Source organism: Reticulibacter mediterranei, from assembly GCF_016587455.1.
Genome location: NZ_BNJK01000001.1, coordinates 8,415,746 through 8,433,838 on the forward strand (window position 1 = coordinate 8,415,746; position 18,093 = coordinate 8,433,838).

Annotated in this window: 15 protein-coding genes; 2 read left to right on the forward strand and 13 right to left on the reverse strand. The window is 53.1% G+C overall.

Annotated elements, in window-relative coordinates; translation table 11 throughout:
- Nucleotides 1-69: 69 nt before the first annotated feature.
- The 10 genes from K3T83_RS36060 to K3T83_RS36105 all read right to left on the reverse strand — a co-directional run bounded on the left by K3T83_RS36060 (nucleotide 70) and on the right by K3T83_RS36105 (nucleotide 14,719).
- Complete coding sequence (locus tag K3T83_RS36060; protein ID WP_220207745.1) at nucleotides 70-1,101, reverse strand: ABC transporter substrate-binding protein; 1,032 nt, start codon at nucleotides 1,099-1,101, stop codon at nucleotides 70-72.
- A 602-nt stretch (nucleotides 1,102-1,703) separates the two neighbouring features.
- Nucleotides 1,704-2,582 (reverse strand): carbohydrate ABC transporter permease, encoded by an 879-nt coding sequence (locus tag K3T83_RS36065; protein ID WP_220207746.1) that lies wholly within the window; start codon nucleotides 2,580-2,582, stop codon nucleotides 1,704-1,706.
- 13 nt (nucleotides 2,583-2,595) lie between these two features.
- Nucleotides 2,596-3,600: a carbohydrate ABC transporter permease gene (locus K3T83_RS36070; RefSeq protein ID WP_220207747.1), complete on the reverse strand. Its 1,005-nt coding sequence runs from the start codon at nucleotides 3,598-3,600 to the stop codon at nucleotides 2,596-2,598.
- 62 nt (nucleotides 3,601-3,662) lie between these two features.
- Entirely contained in the window at nucleotides 3,663-5,042 is a 1,380-nt protein-coding gene (locus K3T83_RS36075; RefSeq protein ID WP_220207748.1) for an ABC transporter substrate-binding protein, read from the reverse strand.
- 85 nt (nucleotides 5,043-5,127) lie between these two features.
- The gene (locus K3T83_RS36080; protein ID WP_220207749.1) at nucleotides 5,128-7,488 is read right to left on the reverse strand and encodes a beta-galactosidase; all 2,361 of its coding nucleotides are present in this window, start codon (nucleotides 7,486-7,488) and stop codon (nucleotides 5,128-5,130) included.
- Nucleotides 7,489-7,627: 139 nt separating this feature from the next.
- Nucleotides 7,628-8,629 carry a LacI family DNA-binding transcriptional regulator gene (locus K3T83_RS36085; protein WP_220207750.1) on the reverse strand — a complete coding sequence of 334 codons (1,002 nt, stop codon included), beginning with the start codon at nucleotides 8,627-8,629 and terminating at the stop codon, nucleotides 7,628-7,630.
- A gap of 125 nt (nucleotides 8,630-8,754) precedes the next feature.
- The gene (locus K3T83_RS36090; RefSeq protein ID WP_220207751.1) at nucleotides 8,755-9,780 is read right to left on the reverse strand and encodes an LLM class flavin-dependent oxidoreductase; all 1,026 of its coding nucleotides are present in this window, start codon (nucleotides 9,778-9,780) and stop codon (nucleotides 8,755-8,757) included.
- Between the two features lie 100 nt (nucleotides 9,781-9,880).
- A complete protein-coding gene (locus K3T83_RS36095; RefSeq protein WP_220207752.1) occupies nucleotides 9,881-10,729 on the reverse strand; it encodes a class I SAM-dependent methyltransferase in 849 nt (282 codons plus the stop codon).
- Nucleotides 10,730-10,744: 15 nt separating this feature from the next.
- Nucleotides 10,745-11,779, reverse strand: coding sequence for a ubiquitin family protein (locus K3T83_RS36100; RefSeq protein WP_220207753.1), 1,035 nt, complete (start codon nucleotides 11,777-11,779; stop codon nucleotides 10,745-10,747).
- Nucleotides 11,780-11,998: 219 nt separating this feature from the next.
- On the reverse strand, nucleotides 11,999-14,719 hold the full coding sequence (locus K3T83_RS36105) for an MGH1-like glycoside hydrolase domain-containing protein (RefSeq protein ID WP_220207754.1): 2,721 nt from the start codon (nucleotides 14,717-14,719) through the stop codon (nucleotides 11,999-12,001).
- Between the two features lie 304 nt (nucleotides 14,720-15,023).
- On the opposite strand from K3T83_RS36105, the gene K3T83_RS36110 reads away from it, so the two are divergent.
- Together K3T83_RS36110 and K3T83_RS36115 are read left to right on the forward strand one after the other, a co-directional pair.
- Entirely contained in the window at nucleotides 15,024-16,166 is a 1,143-nt protein-coding gene (locus K3T83_RS36110; protein WP_220207755.1) for a cytochrome P450, read from the forward strand.
- A gap of 156 nt (nucleotides 16,167-16,322) precedes the next feature.
- A complete protein-coding gene (locus K3T83_RS36115; protein WP_220207756.1) occupies nucleotides 16,323-17,162 on the forward strand; it encodes an isocitrate lyase/PEP mutase family protein in 840 nt (279 codons plus the stop codon).
- A gap of 7 nt (nucleotides 17,163-17,169) precedes the next feature.
- Here the strand turns inward: K3T83_RS36115 and K3T83_RS36120 are convergent, their stop codons facing one another.
- The 3 genes from K3T83_RS36120 to K3T83_RS36130 all read right to left on the reverse strand — a co-directional run bounded on the left by K3T83_RS36120 (nucleotide 17,170) and on the right by K3T83_RS36130 (nucleotide 18,070).
- Nucleotides 17,170-17,475, reverse strand: coding sequence for a hypothetical protein (locus tag K3T83_RS36120; RefSeq protein WP_220207757.1), 306 nt, complete (start codon nucleotides 17,473-17,475; stop codon nucleotides 17,170-17,172).
- Between the two features lie 96 nt (nucleotides 17,476-17,571).
- The gene (locus K3T83_RS36125) at nucleotides 17,572-17,739 is read right to left on the reverse strand and encodes a hypothetical protein (RefSeq protein ID WP_220207758.1); all 168 of its coding nucleotides are present in this window, start codon (nucleotides 17,737-17,739) and stop codon (nucleotides 17,572-17,574) included.
- Nucleotides 17,690-18,070 (reverse strand): PadR family transcriptional regulator, encoded by a 381-nt coding sequence (locus K3T83_RS36130; protein WP_220207759.1) that lies wholly within the window; start codon nucleotides 18,068-18,070, stop codon nucleotides 17,690-17,692. The genes K3T83_RS36125 and K3T83_RS36130 overlap by 50 nt, the downstream gene beginning before the upstream one ends.
- Nucleotides 18,071-18,093: the final 23 nt, after the last annotated feature.

Sequence of the window (18,093 nt, forward strand, 5' to 3'; positions counted from 1 at the left end):
AGGCTACCTCATGAGGCATCGTTCCGCCGGGCAGGTGCCAGCGAAACGATGCGGGAACAGAGAGGAGGTCTAGAACGCTTCTGGGAGGTAAGCTGCTGCCGTCCCATCAGCTTTTTTGAAGACTTTATCCGGCTGGACGACCCACGCAGGGAGATCTTCGCCCTTAACGTATTTGTCGAGCGTCTGGAAAACGAGCGCGCCAAGTCGCGGGTTGGATTGGACGACCGCGTATTCTTCGCCGGAGAGAACAAGGTTCGTGGCATCCTTCGTTCCATCGATAGAGACTACTTTGATGTCCTGTCCGGGGTGTTTGCCAGCAGCTTTCAGCGCGGTGATGGCACCAATCGCCATTTCATCGTTGTGTGCAAAGACGCCTTTGATGTTGGGGAATTGTTGGATCAGCGTCGCCATGACCTGCTGACCTGTTGCGCGGCTGAAATTGGCGGTCTGCTCGGCCACGATTTTAATGTTAGGTGCCTTTGTGCTGAGTTCGCCATCAAAGCCACCACCACGCAAGATTGCCGGAGAGGAGCCAGTTGTACCGGTTAGCTCGACGATGGTTGCGTTTGTGTTGGGGCCACCCAATGCCTCGATCAGCGCATCAGCCGCCAGAGCACCTTGCTTCTGGAAATCGGAGCCGACGAATGTTGCAAAGTCGCGGCCCGGTGTGGCCTGGCTCTCGTTGACATCGCGGTCAACAACAATGACGGGAATGCACTGTTTGCGCGCGTCAAGAAGCGGCTTAACTTCAGAATCTTCGGTATGAGGATCGATGAGCAGAACATCTGGGTGAGCATTGATCAGGTTTTCAATATCCTGAACCTGCTGAACATCCGAATTATTGGCGTTCGTTCTCAACAATTGGTAGCCGTGCGCTTTGGCGGCGTCCTGGACGCTCTGTTCTTCAGCATTACGCCAAGCTCCATCCAGAGCGTTCTGTGACCAGCCAACTTTTTTGACGGGGTGCGTTATTTTGACGAATTTCGTGTTACTGCCGGGAACACAGTCAGAGGAAGTTGTGCTGCCAGTGGTGCTACCACCACTGCTGCCACCGCAGGCGGTAAGGATAAGGCCCAGGATCGAGATGACGGCGATGTTCATCAAAAAAGTCCGTTTCCGCGGAAACGAGGGGAGATGATGCATCAGGAACCAACCTTTCAAATAAATGAGACAACCGTGTCTGGCGAATGGAGCAAACCTTCCTTTGTGGGAAAAAAGATTCGCTCGATACTGCGTCCAATACGATAGAAAGACAATGGTTCTTTTACGCGACGCCGCGTGTAGGATGTGATGCGAGAAAATGATGCTGGTTGATGATGGGAAGAGTTCATGTCAAGCTCGTTTCACATTATCTTCCTTACTTACATGAAAACGAGCAAGTAGCGTTCTCTTAAACAACTATTCCTTTCTTCTGAGGGCATAGCGGAAACACGCTAGCAGTGCCACTATGACAAATAAATTTCAGAATTGGCCAGTCATAGAGATAGTGTCTTTTCTGAGCGCAACTCGACATGCGTCTGAAACGTTTCAGTTCACTTTAATGAACTGAGAACAAAACTTTTACTGGTTAACAATAGTATAATGCGCGATTCGCTCATTGTCAATAAGCGAACGCGCAAATATTGTGCCGAAAACTTTCAATATCCAGGCTTTTATTAAGCGTAAACGTGCAAAATGAAATGAAATGAAATGGAAGTTCGTTCTTATCCTTTCAAACCTGATGTCACGATTCCACGCACAAAGGCTCTCTGGGCAAAGAAGAAAAACGCCGCAACCGGCAATACGTAGATCACCGATCCAGCCGCCATAATGTTGATCAGGCCGTTGCCATGCGGATCAAGATAGCCCGCGCTCATCGCGACCGACAGCGTGGTATTGTCCTGGCTGAGAAACAGGGCTGGTGTAATATAATCGCCCCAGACCCAATTAAAGGAGAAGATGAGCGCGGCAGCGATGACGGGCCAGGAGAGCGGCATGAAAACCTGCCAGAAGATACGCCAGTAGCCGCAGCCATCCAGGATAGCCGCCTCTTCCAGCTCAGAGGGAATGCTGCTGAAGAACTGGCGGAACAGAAATGCCAGATACGGCGAACTGCCCAGCCCCCACAGTACCCAGGGCCAGTACGTATCAATCAGCCCCAGACGCGCGAAGAGGACATAGGTTGGGATGACGGTTAAGATCTGGGGCAGCATCAAGGTGGAGAGCATGATGATAAAGAGCGTGCGCTTGCCCTTTCCCTTCAATCGTGCAAAGCCGAAGCCGACGAGGGCGCTGGTAAACGTCGTCAGTACCGAATAGATGGAGGAGAGGATCAGGGAATTGGCGGCGTAGGCGGCATAATTGATCATCGTGAGCGCCTGCACAAAGTTGTCCCACTGAGCCTGGACAGGCAGGAAATGGATCGGGAAGGCCGCTAACTCTGAGGTTGTTTTGAGCGCCGTGACCATCAGCCATGCGAAGGGGCTGATAAAGAGTATCACCAGAATCATAAGCAGGATATACTTGCAGCTATCGTTGAGACGCGTCCCCTTGTGCGAGGCCGGACGACCCGTTGTGCGTGTCGTTGCCAGTGTCGTTTGCATCAACTCTCTCCTTTTATTGCGTATCGCGATCCACTTCGTAATACACCCAGAACGTGCTGGAGCGGAAGACCAGCAGAGTGATCGCCAGGATAATCACGAAGAGTACCCACAACATGGCCGAACCATAGCCGAAGCGCTGATTGTAGAAAAATTGCTGAAAGACGTTCACCATATAGAGGTAGTTGCCGCGTGGGACGGCCGCAATCGTGCTGGAGGCCGATTGGCTGGATTGCGCCAGCAACAATGGTTGGATCAGGGTTTGCAGCGCGTAGATGACCCCGGTAATGACCTGGAAGAACAGGATCGGTGAGAGCAAGGGGAGAGTGATGCGCCAGAAGGTTTGCCAGGAATTGGCACCATCGACGACCGCCGCCTCTTGCAGTTCACTCGGAATGCCCTGTAACCCGGCCAGCGAGATAATCATGCCGCCGCCCAGACCCCAGAGCACCATAATAATCAGCGCATAGAAGACCATCGGATCGACCAGCCAGGTCACAATGGAGATGCCCAGCCGCTCGAAAATGGCGTTGATGGCTCCTGCATCCCTATCGAACATCAGCTTCCACATGATGGCCGATGCAACCACCGGCACCACCGAGGGGAGATAGAACACAGTGCGGAAGAAGCCCACCGCTTTCAAGCGCTGGTTGAGCAGGATCGCCAGGCCAAGTCCACCGGCGACCGAGAGTGGAACCGTAATTAGCGTATAGAGCAAGGTGCGGCTCAGGCTAAACCACGTGTCGGCGTTCTGTAATAATTCGGCATAGTTAGCCAGTCCAATCCAGTGCCAGCGCGGGGAAATGCCATCGAAATCGGTCAGACTGACGACCAGAGCATAGAGCAATGGCAATAACGTGAGTGCGAGGAAGCTCACGAGCCAGGGAGAAACGAACAGGTAGAAAGTGCGGCTATTGTAACGAGACCAGCCTTTGTGTCGTTGGAGGTGCTGTCCTGTTCGGCGATGGGAGAGAATCTCCTGTCTGGTAGAGAGGGCCATCGTCGTATCCTTTCGCCACAAAGCGTGCTGCTCCCTGGTGAGAAGGGCAGCACGCTTTCTGTATTGTCTTGTCAAATGCGGAGCTAGCTAAGCTGTTGCTTGCCCTGCTTTAAGAGATTGTTAGCATCCTTAGTTATCTGTTCGCAGGCTGCCGCTGCCGAGATCTGTTTCTTGGCCGCTTGCTGAATGTACTTGTCAAAGATGGTATTGTAGCCGGTGATGGTAATATAAGGAGAATCAGGGAGAATGCCAATATACTGCAACTCGTTCTGCATCGATTGGAACGCCTCCTTCTGATAGGGCAGGCTTTGTGGCATTTCAGGAAGCAGAGATTTGAGCGCAGGGATGCCCCAGCCGCTTTTAGCGCGATCCTGGGCCGGACGACCACCCATGAAGTATTCCATCAGCTTCCAGGCGGCGTCTTTGTTTTTTGAGGCAGCGGGAATCCAGGCTCCGATCCCTGCATAGCTGGGGCTAAAGCGCTTCGAGCCGAAAGTGGGAGCAGGAGCCAGCCGCGCATGGGTTTTAATATCATCTGAGGCGGTAACGATGTTGCCTCCGAACCAGTAGCCGTCCTGAGAGATTGCCATGCGCTTTGCCAGGAAATCGGGGCCGTCCCAGCCATCGGGTGCGGGATCGAGCGAGGTTGGCCCAAGACGTGCTTGCTGATAATTGACATACCACTCGATGGCCTTGCGTGCCTCTGGCTTCGTGAAGTCAACCTCGGAGCGATCTGCATTGTAAATCTCTCCACCCTGTTGTGCAATCATCGTCATCAGTGGAGCGAAAAGGTTCCAGGCCCATTCAGCGCCGAAGCCATAGACTAGCGTTTTGCCGCCCTGTCGCGTGGTCAATTTGGTGCCGATGGTGAAAAGTTGGTCGTAGGTGGTTGGCTCGGTCTGGCTCAGATAGGGGACTTTGGCCTGATCGAAGAGCGCCTGGTTGTACCAGAGGGTCGCGTCCTGGCTCCAGTCTTTCGTGATGCCGTAGTATGGACCTTGCCCAGTCTGCTTGCCGTCCCAGCGCCAGGCGTCATTGATTGCCAGCAGATCGCTTTTTTTGAGGACGCTGCTTTTCTCAAGGTAGGGATCGAGGCTGAGGGCCAACCCACGCGCCGAGTTGTTTGAGCTGCCAACGGCTGCCCCCCGAATAAAATCAGGAGGATTATTGGCGGCAAACATGGAGTTGAGCCGCGTCTGATCGAATTCGAGAAACTTAATCTTGATATCGGGGTTGAGCTTTTCAAATTCGGCGATGTACTCTTTCGTGAACTCGTTGCTTGCATACATAACTGTCAATGTTGTGGCGCTGCCGCCTCCCTTTGTTGAGCTGGTAGAAGAGGGAGAACTGGTATTGCAAGCGTTAAGGATAGCCCCGGCCCCCACGAGGGAGCCGAGGGTGACAGTGGAAGAGGCCAGGAAATGACGACGATTGATGCGAGAGCTAGTAGTTGAATCCGACATGGTTTACTCCTTTCAGCAATGAAAAGGCCTGTGCGAATATAAATACTAAAAGCCATTGATGCGCGTCATCATGGATGGATTGGGTTTACCTGTGCCGTTGAGTGAGTACAACATGGTACTCGGGATGGACCTGAATTGATTTCACTTCGATGGTGCCGTCACCATCTGTTGGTCGAAATGCCATGCCAGTTGGAAAATAGCGCAATGCGGTGGCATTGCTGCGTAAGGGACTGAGACGAACGATCAGTTCGTGCGCGGCGTCTTGAGAGACAAAGCGCTTGAGGCCGATTTCCCAGGGGAGGCCGTTGGCGAAGTGATCGCTGATCAGACGCCCATTGAGGTAGGCGTGGCCCATATCGCCCACAAAATCGATGTTGAGAAAGGCATCGTGAACGCCATCCAGCGTTGCAGGTAGCCCGATACACAACGTATCTGGTCGGAGCTGCTGTACTGGTAGCTCGATGGGGCGTTCCGGGGTGCTGATCGTATAGCGCGAGAAAAAGTCATCAGCGATGGTGGCTAGCTCGCCCGCATCTGTATTGGGAAGTTCGGATAGCGGAGGATAGACCGCGAGACTGGTAGTTGCCGGACCGCGCCAGGAGAGATGCAGATCGTCATCCTCGCATGTTGCCAGCGCATCCGTGAGCAGGAGTCGCTCCTGTCCCCAGAGTTGCACCTTCCAGCAATTCCATGCCTGTTCCTGTGTTAAGACGAGCAACTGGATCGTCGATTCGTGCAGCGTGGTGATCTGGATGCGACATTGCAGGCCGGGTTCTGCCTGGATGTAGTCCCGCTCCTGGTCTTTTTGTAGCGCCCCTCCGGTTACTTCGATAGACTGGTAGGTCGTTTTGTCCAGGGCAAATTCTGTATGCATCCCTTCCGGGGTAAAGAAGACATAAGTGGACTGTTCGCCATCGCGCAGAGCGGTGAGCAGTTGAGACGTGGCATATTTGAGCCGCACCCCATCGTCAAGCGACAGATTAAAGGGGAGAATCGCGCTTACACCTTGCCGCAGCGTCAGTCCTTGCAACTGGGGAATGGTAAGCATCTCCTCTGGCAATTGCAGCTGGAAGCGCACTCTCTCATGATCCGGCATACTGACATGATCTTGATAGTTATTAAAGAAGAGAAAACCTGCCCCATCCTTGCTGCGAACCGCAAAGCGTGGCGTATCGGTCTGCTCTGGCGTGATCTGTTCGGCATGATCCGGGATTGTGACCATCATAGGAGCCAGCCGTGCGCCGAAATCTTGCAGGAAGAGATGCAGGGCACGCAAGCGATGATAGGATTGGTGCAATTGGCCATATTCGCCGATGGGAGCCTGGAAGTCGTAAGAGATGCGCGGAACAGTAAACTCATTGAGATAGGCATGCTTGCCAACGGGATTTGAGCCTCCATGATACATGTAATAGCCAAGCAGGTTTGCGCCGCTGCCCAGCGCAATGATTGCCATCGCCTGCACACACTCCGGGGGCACAATTGGGCGATGATGATAGGTAATCTGGATGCCGCCGCCCAGTTCGCAGCAGGCATAGGGATATTGGGTGGCATCATAGGGAACATCACCGTTGGCGAGTGGTTGCTCATGGCGGTCGCGGAAGAGAAATTCATGTGTTGGTGGCTGTCGAAACTCCGGGTCGGGACTCCAGGGTTGGAAGGCATAGCCGCCATGCATCGGCAGAAATTCACCCTCTGGCACCGGAGATCGCAGCCAGCCGGTACAGCTATAAAATGGAGCCACCAGTCCCAGTTCGCTGGCAAGCTGTTTCAAGCACAACATATGTGCGTCTCCATCGCTGCCTGCGGGAACCCATTCGCTGCCCTGCCTGAATGTTACCTCCCAGGGAGCGCCAGCATGCATGTATTCGTTTTCGATCTGAATGCCAATAATTGGGCCGCCGTCCTGAAAAAATAGTCCCCGCACCTGAGCGGCTACCTCTGCATAGTAGCGTTTCACATAAGATAGATAATGATCGTCGTTGGAGCGCACGTCGAAAGGTTGACCGTAGAGCCAGTCAGGTAGACCACCGTTGCGAAACTCGCCATGTGCGAACGGGCCAATTCTCAGTAGCACCTGCAATCCCTGAGCCTGACACGCTGCAATAAATGCGCGTACGTCGCGGTCTCCCGACCAGTCGAAGCGGCCCTCCTCTTCCTCTACATAGAGCCAGAAGATATAGGTTGCAACAATACTGATGCCACCTGCGCGCATCTTTTGCAATTCTTGCTCCCAATAGCGGCGCGGGAAACGCGAGAAGTGGAATTCGCCCATTATCGGAATCGATGGACGACCGTTATACGTCAGATAATAGTTGGTGAAGGCGATAGTGTCTCCCTGCGGAGACGTGCCTTCAGCCAGCAAGCAACCAGCTGTGATCGGGCGGGCTGGTTGCCTCAAATCGAGTTGATATACGTCTTGTGGTGTCAAATGATGGTCGGCGAACAAGTGTTGATCTCTCTCTTTCTATTAAGAGTGTATGGTAGAGCATGTTCACGCAAAATACATATTTGTTATATGACCAGATATCTTTTGCATTTCATCTATAAAATGCGCTATGGGAAATGTGAACAGGTACAAGCATGACCTAGTTGCTAGCAAAGGTTGTCGATTTACGGATGACGAGATAGGGTTCGATAAGGCGCGAAGTAGCGGTCTCGTGTTCCTCGTTGATCTGGCTCAAGAGCAAGCAAGTAGCCTCCTTTGCCAACTGGAGCTTAGGAATGGCGATGGTCGTGAGTGGAGGACGGAGATGCGCTGCGGCTGTGATGTCGTCCAGCCCAATCACAGAGATATCCTGGGGAACTTGCAGCCCCTCGGTGATGATCGCTTCGATGGCACCAAGCGCCATCCAATCGTTTGTCGTAAAAATAGCGGTCGGACGTACTGGACCAGCCAGCAAGCGTTGTGTGGCTACAATTCCGCTCTCAATTGTCGATTGTCCCTGCTGGATCATCTCTTGAGGGAACTGAAGGCCCGCTGCGTGCAGCACCGAACGAAATCCTTCCAGCCGCAGTGTTTGTTGGGGTTCATCAACGATAACCGCGACGTTGCGATGCCCGAGATCGAGGAGATGTTGCGCGGCAAGCTGTCCGGCCCGGTAGAAATCGACGCTGACCTGTGGGATATCAAGCGGGGATTCGTTCTCCTGCCAATCGCAGAGAACGATGGGTAGTTTGCGCTGAAAATAGGTCGTGATATCGGCAATATCCATGCTTGATCCCATAATGATATAGCCATCGACCCAACGGCTGACCATGCGTTCCATCTGTTGCTTGCCGATAACAAAATCGCGATGGGTGTTACAGAGCAAGATTTGATACTCATGTTCGCGGGCGATATGCTCGACTGCCTCAGCAATTTCGGGATAGAACGGGTTGGCGATGGTGGGAAGAATCAGGGCGAGCGTGAAAGTTTTATGTGAATACAGACTGCGAGCAACGATATTGGGACGATATCCCATCTCCTGAGCGCATTGCAGAATCCGCTGACGAGTGGCCTCGCTGACGGTGCCTTTGCCGCTCAGCGCGTTTGCAACAGTACTCTTGGCGACGCCAACCGCTTTGGCGATATCGTAAATCGTTGCCATGGCAAACCTTCCTCAACGATGAGTCATGAAGACCATATGGACCGGTCCATGTGTCTTTATAGTACCTGATGGACCGGTCCATGTCAAGAGTTTGAAGGCATAATGTCGAAAGAAGAGGGCGAAGCTCAGGACTGCTCGACGGCTGGCTGGAGCGCGAAAAGATCTGCGAGCAATTCTAGCGCACGTAAACGATGATTATGACCATACATGAACGTGGTAATCATCAATTCGTCTGCCTCGGTCTGTTCAATCAGTTGGTCTAGCAGAATTTTCACCTTATCGGGTGTGCCGATGATGCGCTGCGAACGTACGGACTGTGCCAGCGCGCGCTCAGCCGGAGTGTAGATATGGTCCAGAGCCTCCTGGGGGCTGGGAATAGGTGTGGAATGTCCACTGCGCATGCGTACCCAGGCCAGAGCCATCGATGCGACTAGTTCTTCGACCAGTTCTTCTGTATCGGCGCAGACCACCGAGGTTGCCACAATAGTTTTTGGACGCTCAAGATCGCGAGAGGGCTTGAAGTTCTCCTGGTAGAGATGGGTTGCTCGTTCTGCCCCTTGCGGGTTGATATGGTGGGCAAAGGCAAAACCGAGGCCCAGAGCTGCCGCAACCTGTGCGCTGTAATCGCTCGAACCAAGCAACCATACGGGAGGGAGAGCGATATCGGTTGGTGTGGCGCTGACGGATCGAAACGGATGATCATCCTCGAAGCCTTCAGAGGTATAGGCAAAAAGCTCTGCCAGTTGCTCAGGAAAATCGTCCGCACCAAGCGCGACTTTTGAACGACGCAGAGCCAGCGCGGTCATTGGGTCCGTACCCGGAGCGCGACCAATCCCCAGGTCGATGCGCCCTGGATGCAGCGCCTCCAGTACGCGGAACGTTTCGGCCACTTTCAAGGGCGAGTGGTTGGGGAGCATCACGCCGCCAGAGCCGACGCGTAGGCGGTTGGTGGCCTGCGCCACATGCCCGATCATGATTTCGGGAGCTGAACTGGCAAGCATCGATGTATTATGATGTTCTGCCAACCAGTAACGCGTATAGCCGAGCCGTTCGGCCTGACGTGCCAGTGCGATCGTATTTTGAAGCGCCTGAGTACTGGTCAGACCAGCATCAACGAGAGAAAGATCCAGCACGGAGAGAGGAATAGTCATACTATAGTCCTTTGGTTTGTCTTTTCGCTCTCAATATGGAGAGAGTACTTACTTTCTCTTATTATATAATAATTTGAGAGCAGAAAGGTGTGCAGATCTTCTATAGCGGTTTCTCTCCCCAGACTGTGAGCAGCATCCAGGCCGCGCAAAAATCCTCGTCGTACATTTCGGCCAATCCTCGCTGAGAAAGGGTATGCCACTCTTGAGCGGTCGCAAGCCGCATTTTAACCACCAGTGGCTCGAATAGTTGTAATGCCAGCGTGAGATCGTGATAGAAGCTTTCGTGGGCCTCAGTGCCGAAGGAGTACTCAATAAAATGCGCTCGTTGCCCCAGTATCGACAGATCGGCCTGCCTGAAAAAGGATGGCAGCATATGGATGATGCCGTAATGATAGCCGTTGGGCGAGAAGTTCAAGCCAGCGCGTCCCATAGCCTGCATGCCTACATGGAGCGCTTTCTCTAGATGAGGCTTGTTGGTCATGCCCGCCTCTGGCTCCGTCAGGCGCACGATCCCACCGGGTCGCACCACACGCAGGATCTCGCGGAAGAGCAAGGGCCAGCTTTCCCGTCGCACAAAGCTGCTCAGAAAGCGGGCATTGATCAGGTCGAATGAGTTATCGGGAAAATCGAGCGGCTTTAATATATCCATGAGGTGGAAGCTGATGTTGCTTCTCTGTTGTACCTGCGCCTGTGAGCGGGCATAGGCGATCATCCGTTCGCTGATATCGACACCCACGATCTCCATATCGGAATAGGCATAGGCTAATTCAAGCGGCCAGCCACCGGGACCGCAGGCCAGATCGAGAACACGCTGCACTTCGCTGAGATCGATCTCAGAGAGGGGGCCACCCATACCTGCCGTCATTGCCTGATCCTGACGCATCAGGCGCGCCATCTCTGCGGCACTTTCCGCATCTATGATATAGTTATTGGGCTGCTCATCAGACATCAGGCAGCTCCTCTCCTAAATATTTGTATGCTCACCAGCATACAAGTGAGCAGTATTCCATCCAGGCGTGTGGGATACCTGGAGCAAGACCTCTTCTAGATCCTGCCAGACAAGTTGGCGAGCCTGTTGCAGCGTGATCGGATTCCCCTGTTCGTTTGCCTCGACCATTTTGCGTGTCACTCGTAGATGATAACCAGCGAAATAGGGATGCTGTTGAGCATAGGAGGGCATGATTTTCAACTCGATTTCTTGAAGATCAAACGTTTCCTCTATGTCAAAGATACAGGCCGCTAGATGTGCGTATTCTTCAATCACAGTGAGGCGAGCAGGTGAGAAAAAGAACTCGCGTGTGCTGGAAAAGAGCAGGCTACCAGCAAATTTACCATGTCGTAAAACTGGGAAAGCGGCAGTGCTGCGCTCATGTTCGATCCATTGCACGGGGTAAAAAGTGGTTTCATCCCGGCTATTAACCGTACAGCGATGGGCATGCGCAATAGCATAACCTGCCAGCGATTCTAGCCCGAAAAATCCCGGTTTTTCCTCCACTTGCCGATTCCAGAGAGAAGTCGCGATCCGTCCCATTTCATGGAGACTGCGCACCTTCATCCCGGGCTTTGGAGGAACACAGCCCGCCAGAATAATCAAGCAGCCATGCTGGTCGGGATCGAGATGCTGGACCGCCTGTTGTAAAATAAGATCCTGCATAGACTGGCGATAGATAGAAGGTGGTGTCTGAGCCAGATTACTCAGCGCACGTGCATAGAATTCAGTTGGAACAGCAAGAACAAAGCGCTCCGGGGGAATATCTTCCTTCAAGAGATCAGGAAAATCGATCAGTAACAGATGCAAGAAGAGTGGATAATCATCTTTCGGGATGTTTTTCAGCAAAAGGCGAATATTTTCATCGCGCGGTCTGGAGACGCCCTGGACCCAACGTTGTAGCGTGATTGGCCTGACATGAAGTATTGTGGCGAGCCTTGCTCGCTCCTGGGTGGAAACGATCATTTGTCCCAGATATTCTTGCCAGGTAGCAGGTTCTTGCGTACTCATAAATCCTCTCTTCAGTTGATGGGGGCGTACGATTCAGGGGAAATACGAGAGAAATGACTAATCTTCCCTTCCATCAATATTTTTGCAATTCTTTCCTTCAGTATATCCTTACACTGCTGAAGATGCAATACCCAGAGAAAGAGGCTTGTAGAGCGGCCTCTTGCGAACCAGGCAAGCTTGCTAAGATATAGAGAACGACACAATAAATTAAGCATCGATTTAGCGTCGGTCGAGCCGATGATGACCGGTTGGTGCTCGTAGCAGTTCGGTATGTGAAATATTGGTCGTCTCTCTGGTCTCATCGTGCATTCCTTGCTGTTGCAGCAACATCGCCACTAGCCCCGTCCAACCCGTCTGGTGGCTGGCCCCCAGCCCTTTGCCGTTCTCTCCATGAAAGTACTCGTGAAACAGCAGGTGATCCTGCCAGTAAGGATCACACGGTTTCTGCTCTCCCTGGAAAGGTCGCCTGCCTGTTGCATCGGTGAGGAAGAGGTGTAAGAGGCGTTGCGACAAGGCATCGGCAACCTCCATGAGTGTTGCATAGTGGCCGGATCGCGTGGGATATTCGACTTTAAAATCGTCGCCATAGTAGTAGTAGAACTTATGCAGCGATTCGATCAGCAGATAGTTGATGGGAAACCAGATTGGGCCTCGCCAGTTCGAGTTGCCGCCGAAAAGCTCTGTGCGCGACTCAGCAGGTTCATAGGCCACTGTATGAGCCTGTCCATTGACATGCAACACGTAGGGGTGGGCGGCATGATATTTGCTTAAAGAACGAATACCATACGGACTGAGAAACTCATCGGGATCGAGCATTCGTTTGAGCAGGCATTTCAAGCGATGCCCACGTACCAGCGCCAGTAGCCGCCGCGCACCACTATCGGCAACGTGCCAGTGCGAGACCAGCCGCGTGAGATCGGGACGATGCGTAAGAAACCATTCGAGATGCCCTTTAAAGGTCGGCAGCGCATCCAGCACCTCCGGCTCGATGGTCTCGACGGCACATAGTGGGATCAGGCCCACCAGCGAGCGAATTCGGAGCGGGAGGTGTGAATCATCCGGCAGATGCAACACATCATAGAAAAACTCGTCTTCCCTGCTCCACAACTCGATGCCCTCTTCAGCGATATTATTCATGGCGGCGGCAATCGCCAGAAAATGCTCGAAAAATTTTACGGCGATGTTTTCGTAAGCGTGATTGGTCAGGGCCAGTTCCAGCGCTATCGTCATCATATTGAGACAGAACATACCCATCCAACTGGTGCCATCACATTGTTCAAGCGTGCCTCCCGTTGGCAACGGCGCGCTGCGATCAAACACGCCGATGTTGTCCAGACCCAGGAAGCCGCCCTGAAAGACATTTTTTCCTTCAGAGTCCTTGCGATTGACCCACCAGGTAAAGTTGAGCAGTAGCTTGTGAAAGATAGATTCCAGAAACGCGCGATCGGCCTGTCCTGTGCGCGCGAGATCAATCTTGTAGACGCGCCAGGCGGCCCAGGCCAGCACGGGCGGATTGACATCGCCAAAGGCCCACTCATAGGCAGGGATCTGCCCGTTGGGATGCATATACCATTCGCGCATAAGGAGATCAAGCTGACTTTTGGCGAAGGCGCTATCGATCATGGAGAGTGGCAGGCAGTGAAATGCGAGATCCCAGGAGGCATACCAGGGATATTCCCACTTGTCGGGCATCGACATAACTCGCTCATTATAGAGATGTCGCCATTCGCGGTTGCGCCCACGTTTGCGCTGTACAGGTGGCGCGGGTTGAGCAGGATCGCCGTTGAGCCACTGTTCGACGATATAATGATAGAACTGCTTACTCCAGAGCATCCCGGCCAACGCTTGCCGCTGTACTCGCCGCTCCTCTGTGTTCAGCGTTGTTGGCTGCAATGCTGCATAATAAGCATCGGCCTCGCGCTGACGCTCTGCGAATATCTTATCAAAGTCTTGAAAGGCTTCATAGGGCGCATCAGTCGTTCGCGACAGTCGTTGGCGCACAATGAGCGTTGCGCCTGCCTCAAGCATGCGTTGATAGAGTGCTGCCACTTTCGTTCCTGTGCGTTCGGGATTCACCGCATCGTGCCTGCCCTGTATCACATACTCATGAAAGGCGTCTTTCACATAAGGAGTAACATTTGGAATGCCAAAGAGCCGCTGAAAATTGGTCTCGTTCTGGGTGAAGAGCAGGTCGTCAGCAGCTTCGGAGTAGAAGTAATATGTGCCCAACAATGGATGGCACGCTTCTACATATGCCTGCGCACCATCGCATGCTTGCCTTAGTTGTGGTCGGATCTCATTTTGTCCCCAGGACCAGATATTGCGAAACCAGAGCGTCGGGAGCAGGTGCAGGCTTGCTGACTGTGGTCCACGATTGGTGACAGTGATGCGCATCAGGATATCTTCAGGCGTCTGCTTCGCGTATTCTACCAGCACATCAAAATAGCGCTGCTCTGCAAAGATGCCGCTATCTGCCAGTTCAAACTCATCGTTCTGTCTGCCACGCCTCGCATTTTCTCTTACTAATTGTTCATAAGGAAATGCTGCCTGTGGATAAACATAGAGCATGCGCATGTAGCTATGGGTGGGTGTGCTATCCAGATAAAAATAAACCTCTTTGACATCCTCACCGTGATTGCCCTGTGGCCCCGTCAGCCCAAAGAGTCGCTCTTTAAGGATGGGATCGTGTCCATTCCACAGGGCGAGTGCGAGGCACATGTAGCCCTTGTCGTCGCTGATCCCGGCCAGCCCATCCTCATTCCAGCGATACGCTCGTGAACGGGCGGCATCGTGCGGAAAATCGTTCCATGCGTTGCCATCAGGGCTGTAATCTTCTCGTACAGTTCCCCATGCGCGTTCGCTGAGGTATGGCCCCCAGCGCTGCCAGACGGTGCCATGAAGGGCGAGTCGGGCCTGTTCCTGCGTCATATCGTCTTTCATAAGACTCCAATATCTTCAAATCTTGAGCTATCATAATACGGCTGTAATATTGATCGGTCAGGACGAACTTCTCTTTAAAAAATGAAACGCTGATCCGTTTTATTATTAGAGTATAGCCTGCATCCGGGTGATTCGCTCTTGCGTGTTGAAATAGAGGGAATATCACAGTTCCATCACAGTCTGTGATTGCCGCTCTGAAGTGCCTCTATGTTATTGCTTGCTGGTTGAGAGGACGCTGTACAATGAGAGCAGAGAAATATTGTTCGCTCATGGCATAACCCCATGATGGCATGAAAGGATACCTATGCAATCAGCCAGACAAATTTTGACCGGCTTTCCGCACGATTGGTATCGACAGATGCGCGCTACAAATCCCGTCTACTTTGAGCCGCGCTTTCATATCTGGTATGTCTTCCGCTATGAAGACGCTTTGCGCGTTCTGAACGATCCAGCGACTTTTTCCAGTGAAACAGGACAGCCGAGTATACTAGGCATGGACCCACCGCGCCATAATCTGTTGCGTAATCTGATCTCGCGTGCTTTCACTCCACGCATTGTGGCCCAACTGGAGGGCAAAATTACTGAGATCACAAATGAACTGCTCGATGCGGCGATTGCGCGTGGTCAGATGGATGTGATTCGTGATCTGGCCTATCCGTTGCCTGCAACCATTATTGCAGAGTTGCTTGGCGTGCCATCTCAGGAGCGTGAGATGTTTATTCGCTGGTCCAATATCATCACGGCTGGTCAACGTTTCGGTCAAGGTCAGACGGCTGATGATGAGGGGCGAAAGCAGACCGACCGTGAATTTCGCGAGTATTTTGCGATTAAATTGGAGGAGCATCGTCGGCAACCAGATGATGATTTGATGAGTAGCCTGATCCTGGCCGATGTGGACGGGCAGCGGCTTAACCAGGAGGAGTTGTTGAGTTTTTGTCGTCTGTTGCTCTTTGCGGGCTATGAAACGACTGCCAACCTGATTGGCAATGCAATGCTGGCCTTTGAGGAGCATCCCGATGTCGTGGAGGAACTGCGTGGCAACCCTGAATTGATGCCTGGAGCGATTGAAGAGATTCTGCGCTGCTATGGCTCGGTGATTGGGGCCGTTCGCCATGTCACGACCGATACACATATCGGGAAGCAGGCGCTCAAACGAGGAGATCGACTGATCGTGCGCGCCGATTCAGCGAATTATGATGAGGAGCAGTTTCACGATCCGGAACGTTTCAATATCCGCCGCATGCCCAATCGCCACATCAGCTTCGGGCATGGTCTGCACTATTGTCTGGGGGCACCGCTCGCCCGGCTTGAGGGCCGTATCGCGCTCAATCTATTTTTACAGCGGTTGCGTAATGTACGGCGCAACGAAGATCAACCTCTGGAAGGAGTTCGCAGCTTCTTCCTGCTCGGTCTGACCAGCTATCCGATCATCTTTACGGCGCGGTAATGATGCTATCATTCTGTCATGAAATGGCCCTTGTAACAGAGCTGCTCTCACACAAAATCCTTTCTGGAGGCCCCAGTCATTCATGACCTTATAGTGATGTTTGTAGAATGAGTATATTAGGAGTGTGCAAACTATGCAAGTTATAAGGAGGCAAAGATGAGTTCTAGCGCTCAGAAGGAGAAAGCAGCACAATTTCGCCAGTGGCACCAGCAGCCACCGTTGCTGACCTTGCCGAACGCCTGGGACGCTGCTAGCGCACGCATCTTTGAGTTGGCAGGCTTTCGGGCAATAGCAACGACCAGCTCTGGCGTCGCGGCAGCTCTGGGCTATCACGATGGTCAGCAGATGAGCCGCGAAATGATGATTGAGGCTGTTGCACGTATCGCTCGCACTGTCGAGTGTCCAGTGACGGCTGATATCGAGGCCGGTTATGGCAACTCGATTGCGGAGGTGGTACAGACGATCAAAGCCATCATCGCTACCGGCGTCGTGGGCTTCAATATCGAAGATTCATCGAAACAGGGGCAAAAAGCACTGGTCGATCTTGCCTATCAGGTCGAGCTAATTGTTGCGTTGCGGGAGCTTGCCGCCGCGCTGGATGTGCCATTTGTGATCAATGCGCGCGTCGATATTTTCTTGCTGGCCATCGGTGAGCCAGAGCATCAATTCGAGGAGGCGGTACGGCGAGCCAATGCCTACTTACAGGCCGGGGCGGATTGTGTCTATCCCATCGGCATGCTTGCGAGCGATGTGATTGCTAAGTTGGTTCGTGCCATCGATGGACCTGTGAACATACTCGGCGGACCACCCATGCCAACGCTACCAGAGCTTGAACAGATGGGCGTTGCACGGGTGAGCCTTGCGGGAGGGCTGGCGCGTTCGGTGCTGGGACATCTACGCTCGGTGGCGCACGAATTGCTGGAACATGGCACCTATACCACCATGAGCGCGGAGAGCCTATCGAGCGCCGAGTTCCGATCCCTGTTTGATCGCTAGTCGTCTATCACTTCGTCTCAAGGTGAGAAACATGGATGGATTCCTCTTCGATAGGTGCTGACACCGCTTTGTGTCTCGATGGGGGCATACCGTAGGTGGCAGGAATCTCCCCTTCTGGAATAACCTCGGCAAAATGCCAGCGTCTCGCCCACAACGTCAGCGGGATCACAAGCAGCAAGACAATGAGCGAGGTCCATTGGGCCTGTTTGAATCCCCAGTTCAGCGTGAAGAGCGGTACAACAGTATTCGCGCGGGCAAAGAAGACCAGAAACTGGGTTATGGCATAGCCACCCAGATAGGTGAGCCAGAGCATACCGGGGTGGCGATATCGTCGGACCAGGAACAGAAGCACTCCAAATGGAATACAGCTACACTGCTCACGCCCAGGAACAGATCGAACGCCACCACATTACTCGGGGGATTTCCCATCCATTGCTGCCTGGATGAAATGATGCTCCAGTTCCAGTTGCATCTCGTTCCTGTAGCTCTGGGCAATTCCCCTCAGTTCCCAGTATCTCCCACACGCCTCACTGAGGTCGGAGATCTGGTTGCGGGTCTGCTGATCGAGAATTAACATCAGCATGTGCTCCTTTCAAAACCTGTGAAACGGCCTGGGCAAAGCTCTCCCACTCAGTCTGCCACTCAGCCAATTGGCCGGCTCCTTGGGGCGTGAGCCGATAGTACTTGCGCGGAGGTCCATCGGTTGAGGAGACGAGAGATCCCTCAAGGTAGCCACGCTGTTGCAGGCGACCAAGAAGGGGATAGATGCTACCTTCGCTCACCAGAACGAGTCCTTGTTGGGCCAGGCGTTGAACCATCTCGTAACCATAGCAGGGCCGCTGTGCAATGATTGCCAGCAGACACATATCCAATGTTCCCTTGAGCAATTGAGTCGAGCGTACCTCCACAAAAAACCTCTTTCACTCTCTTG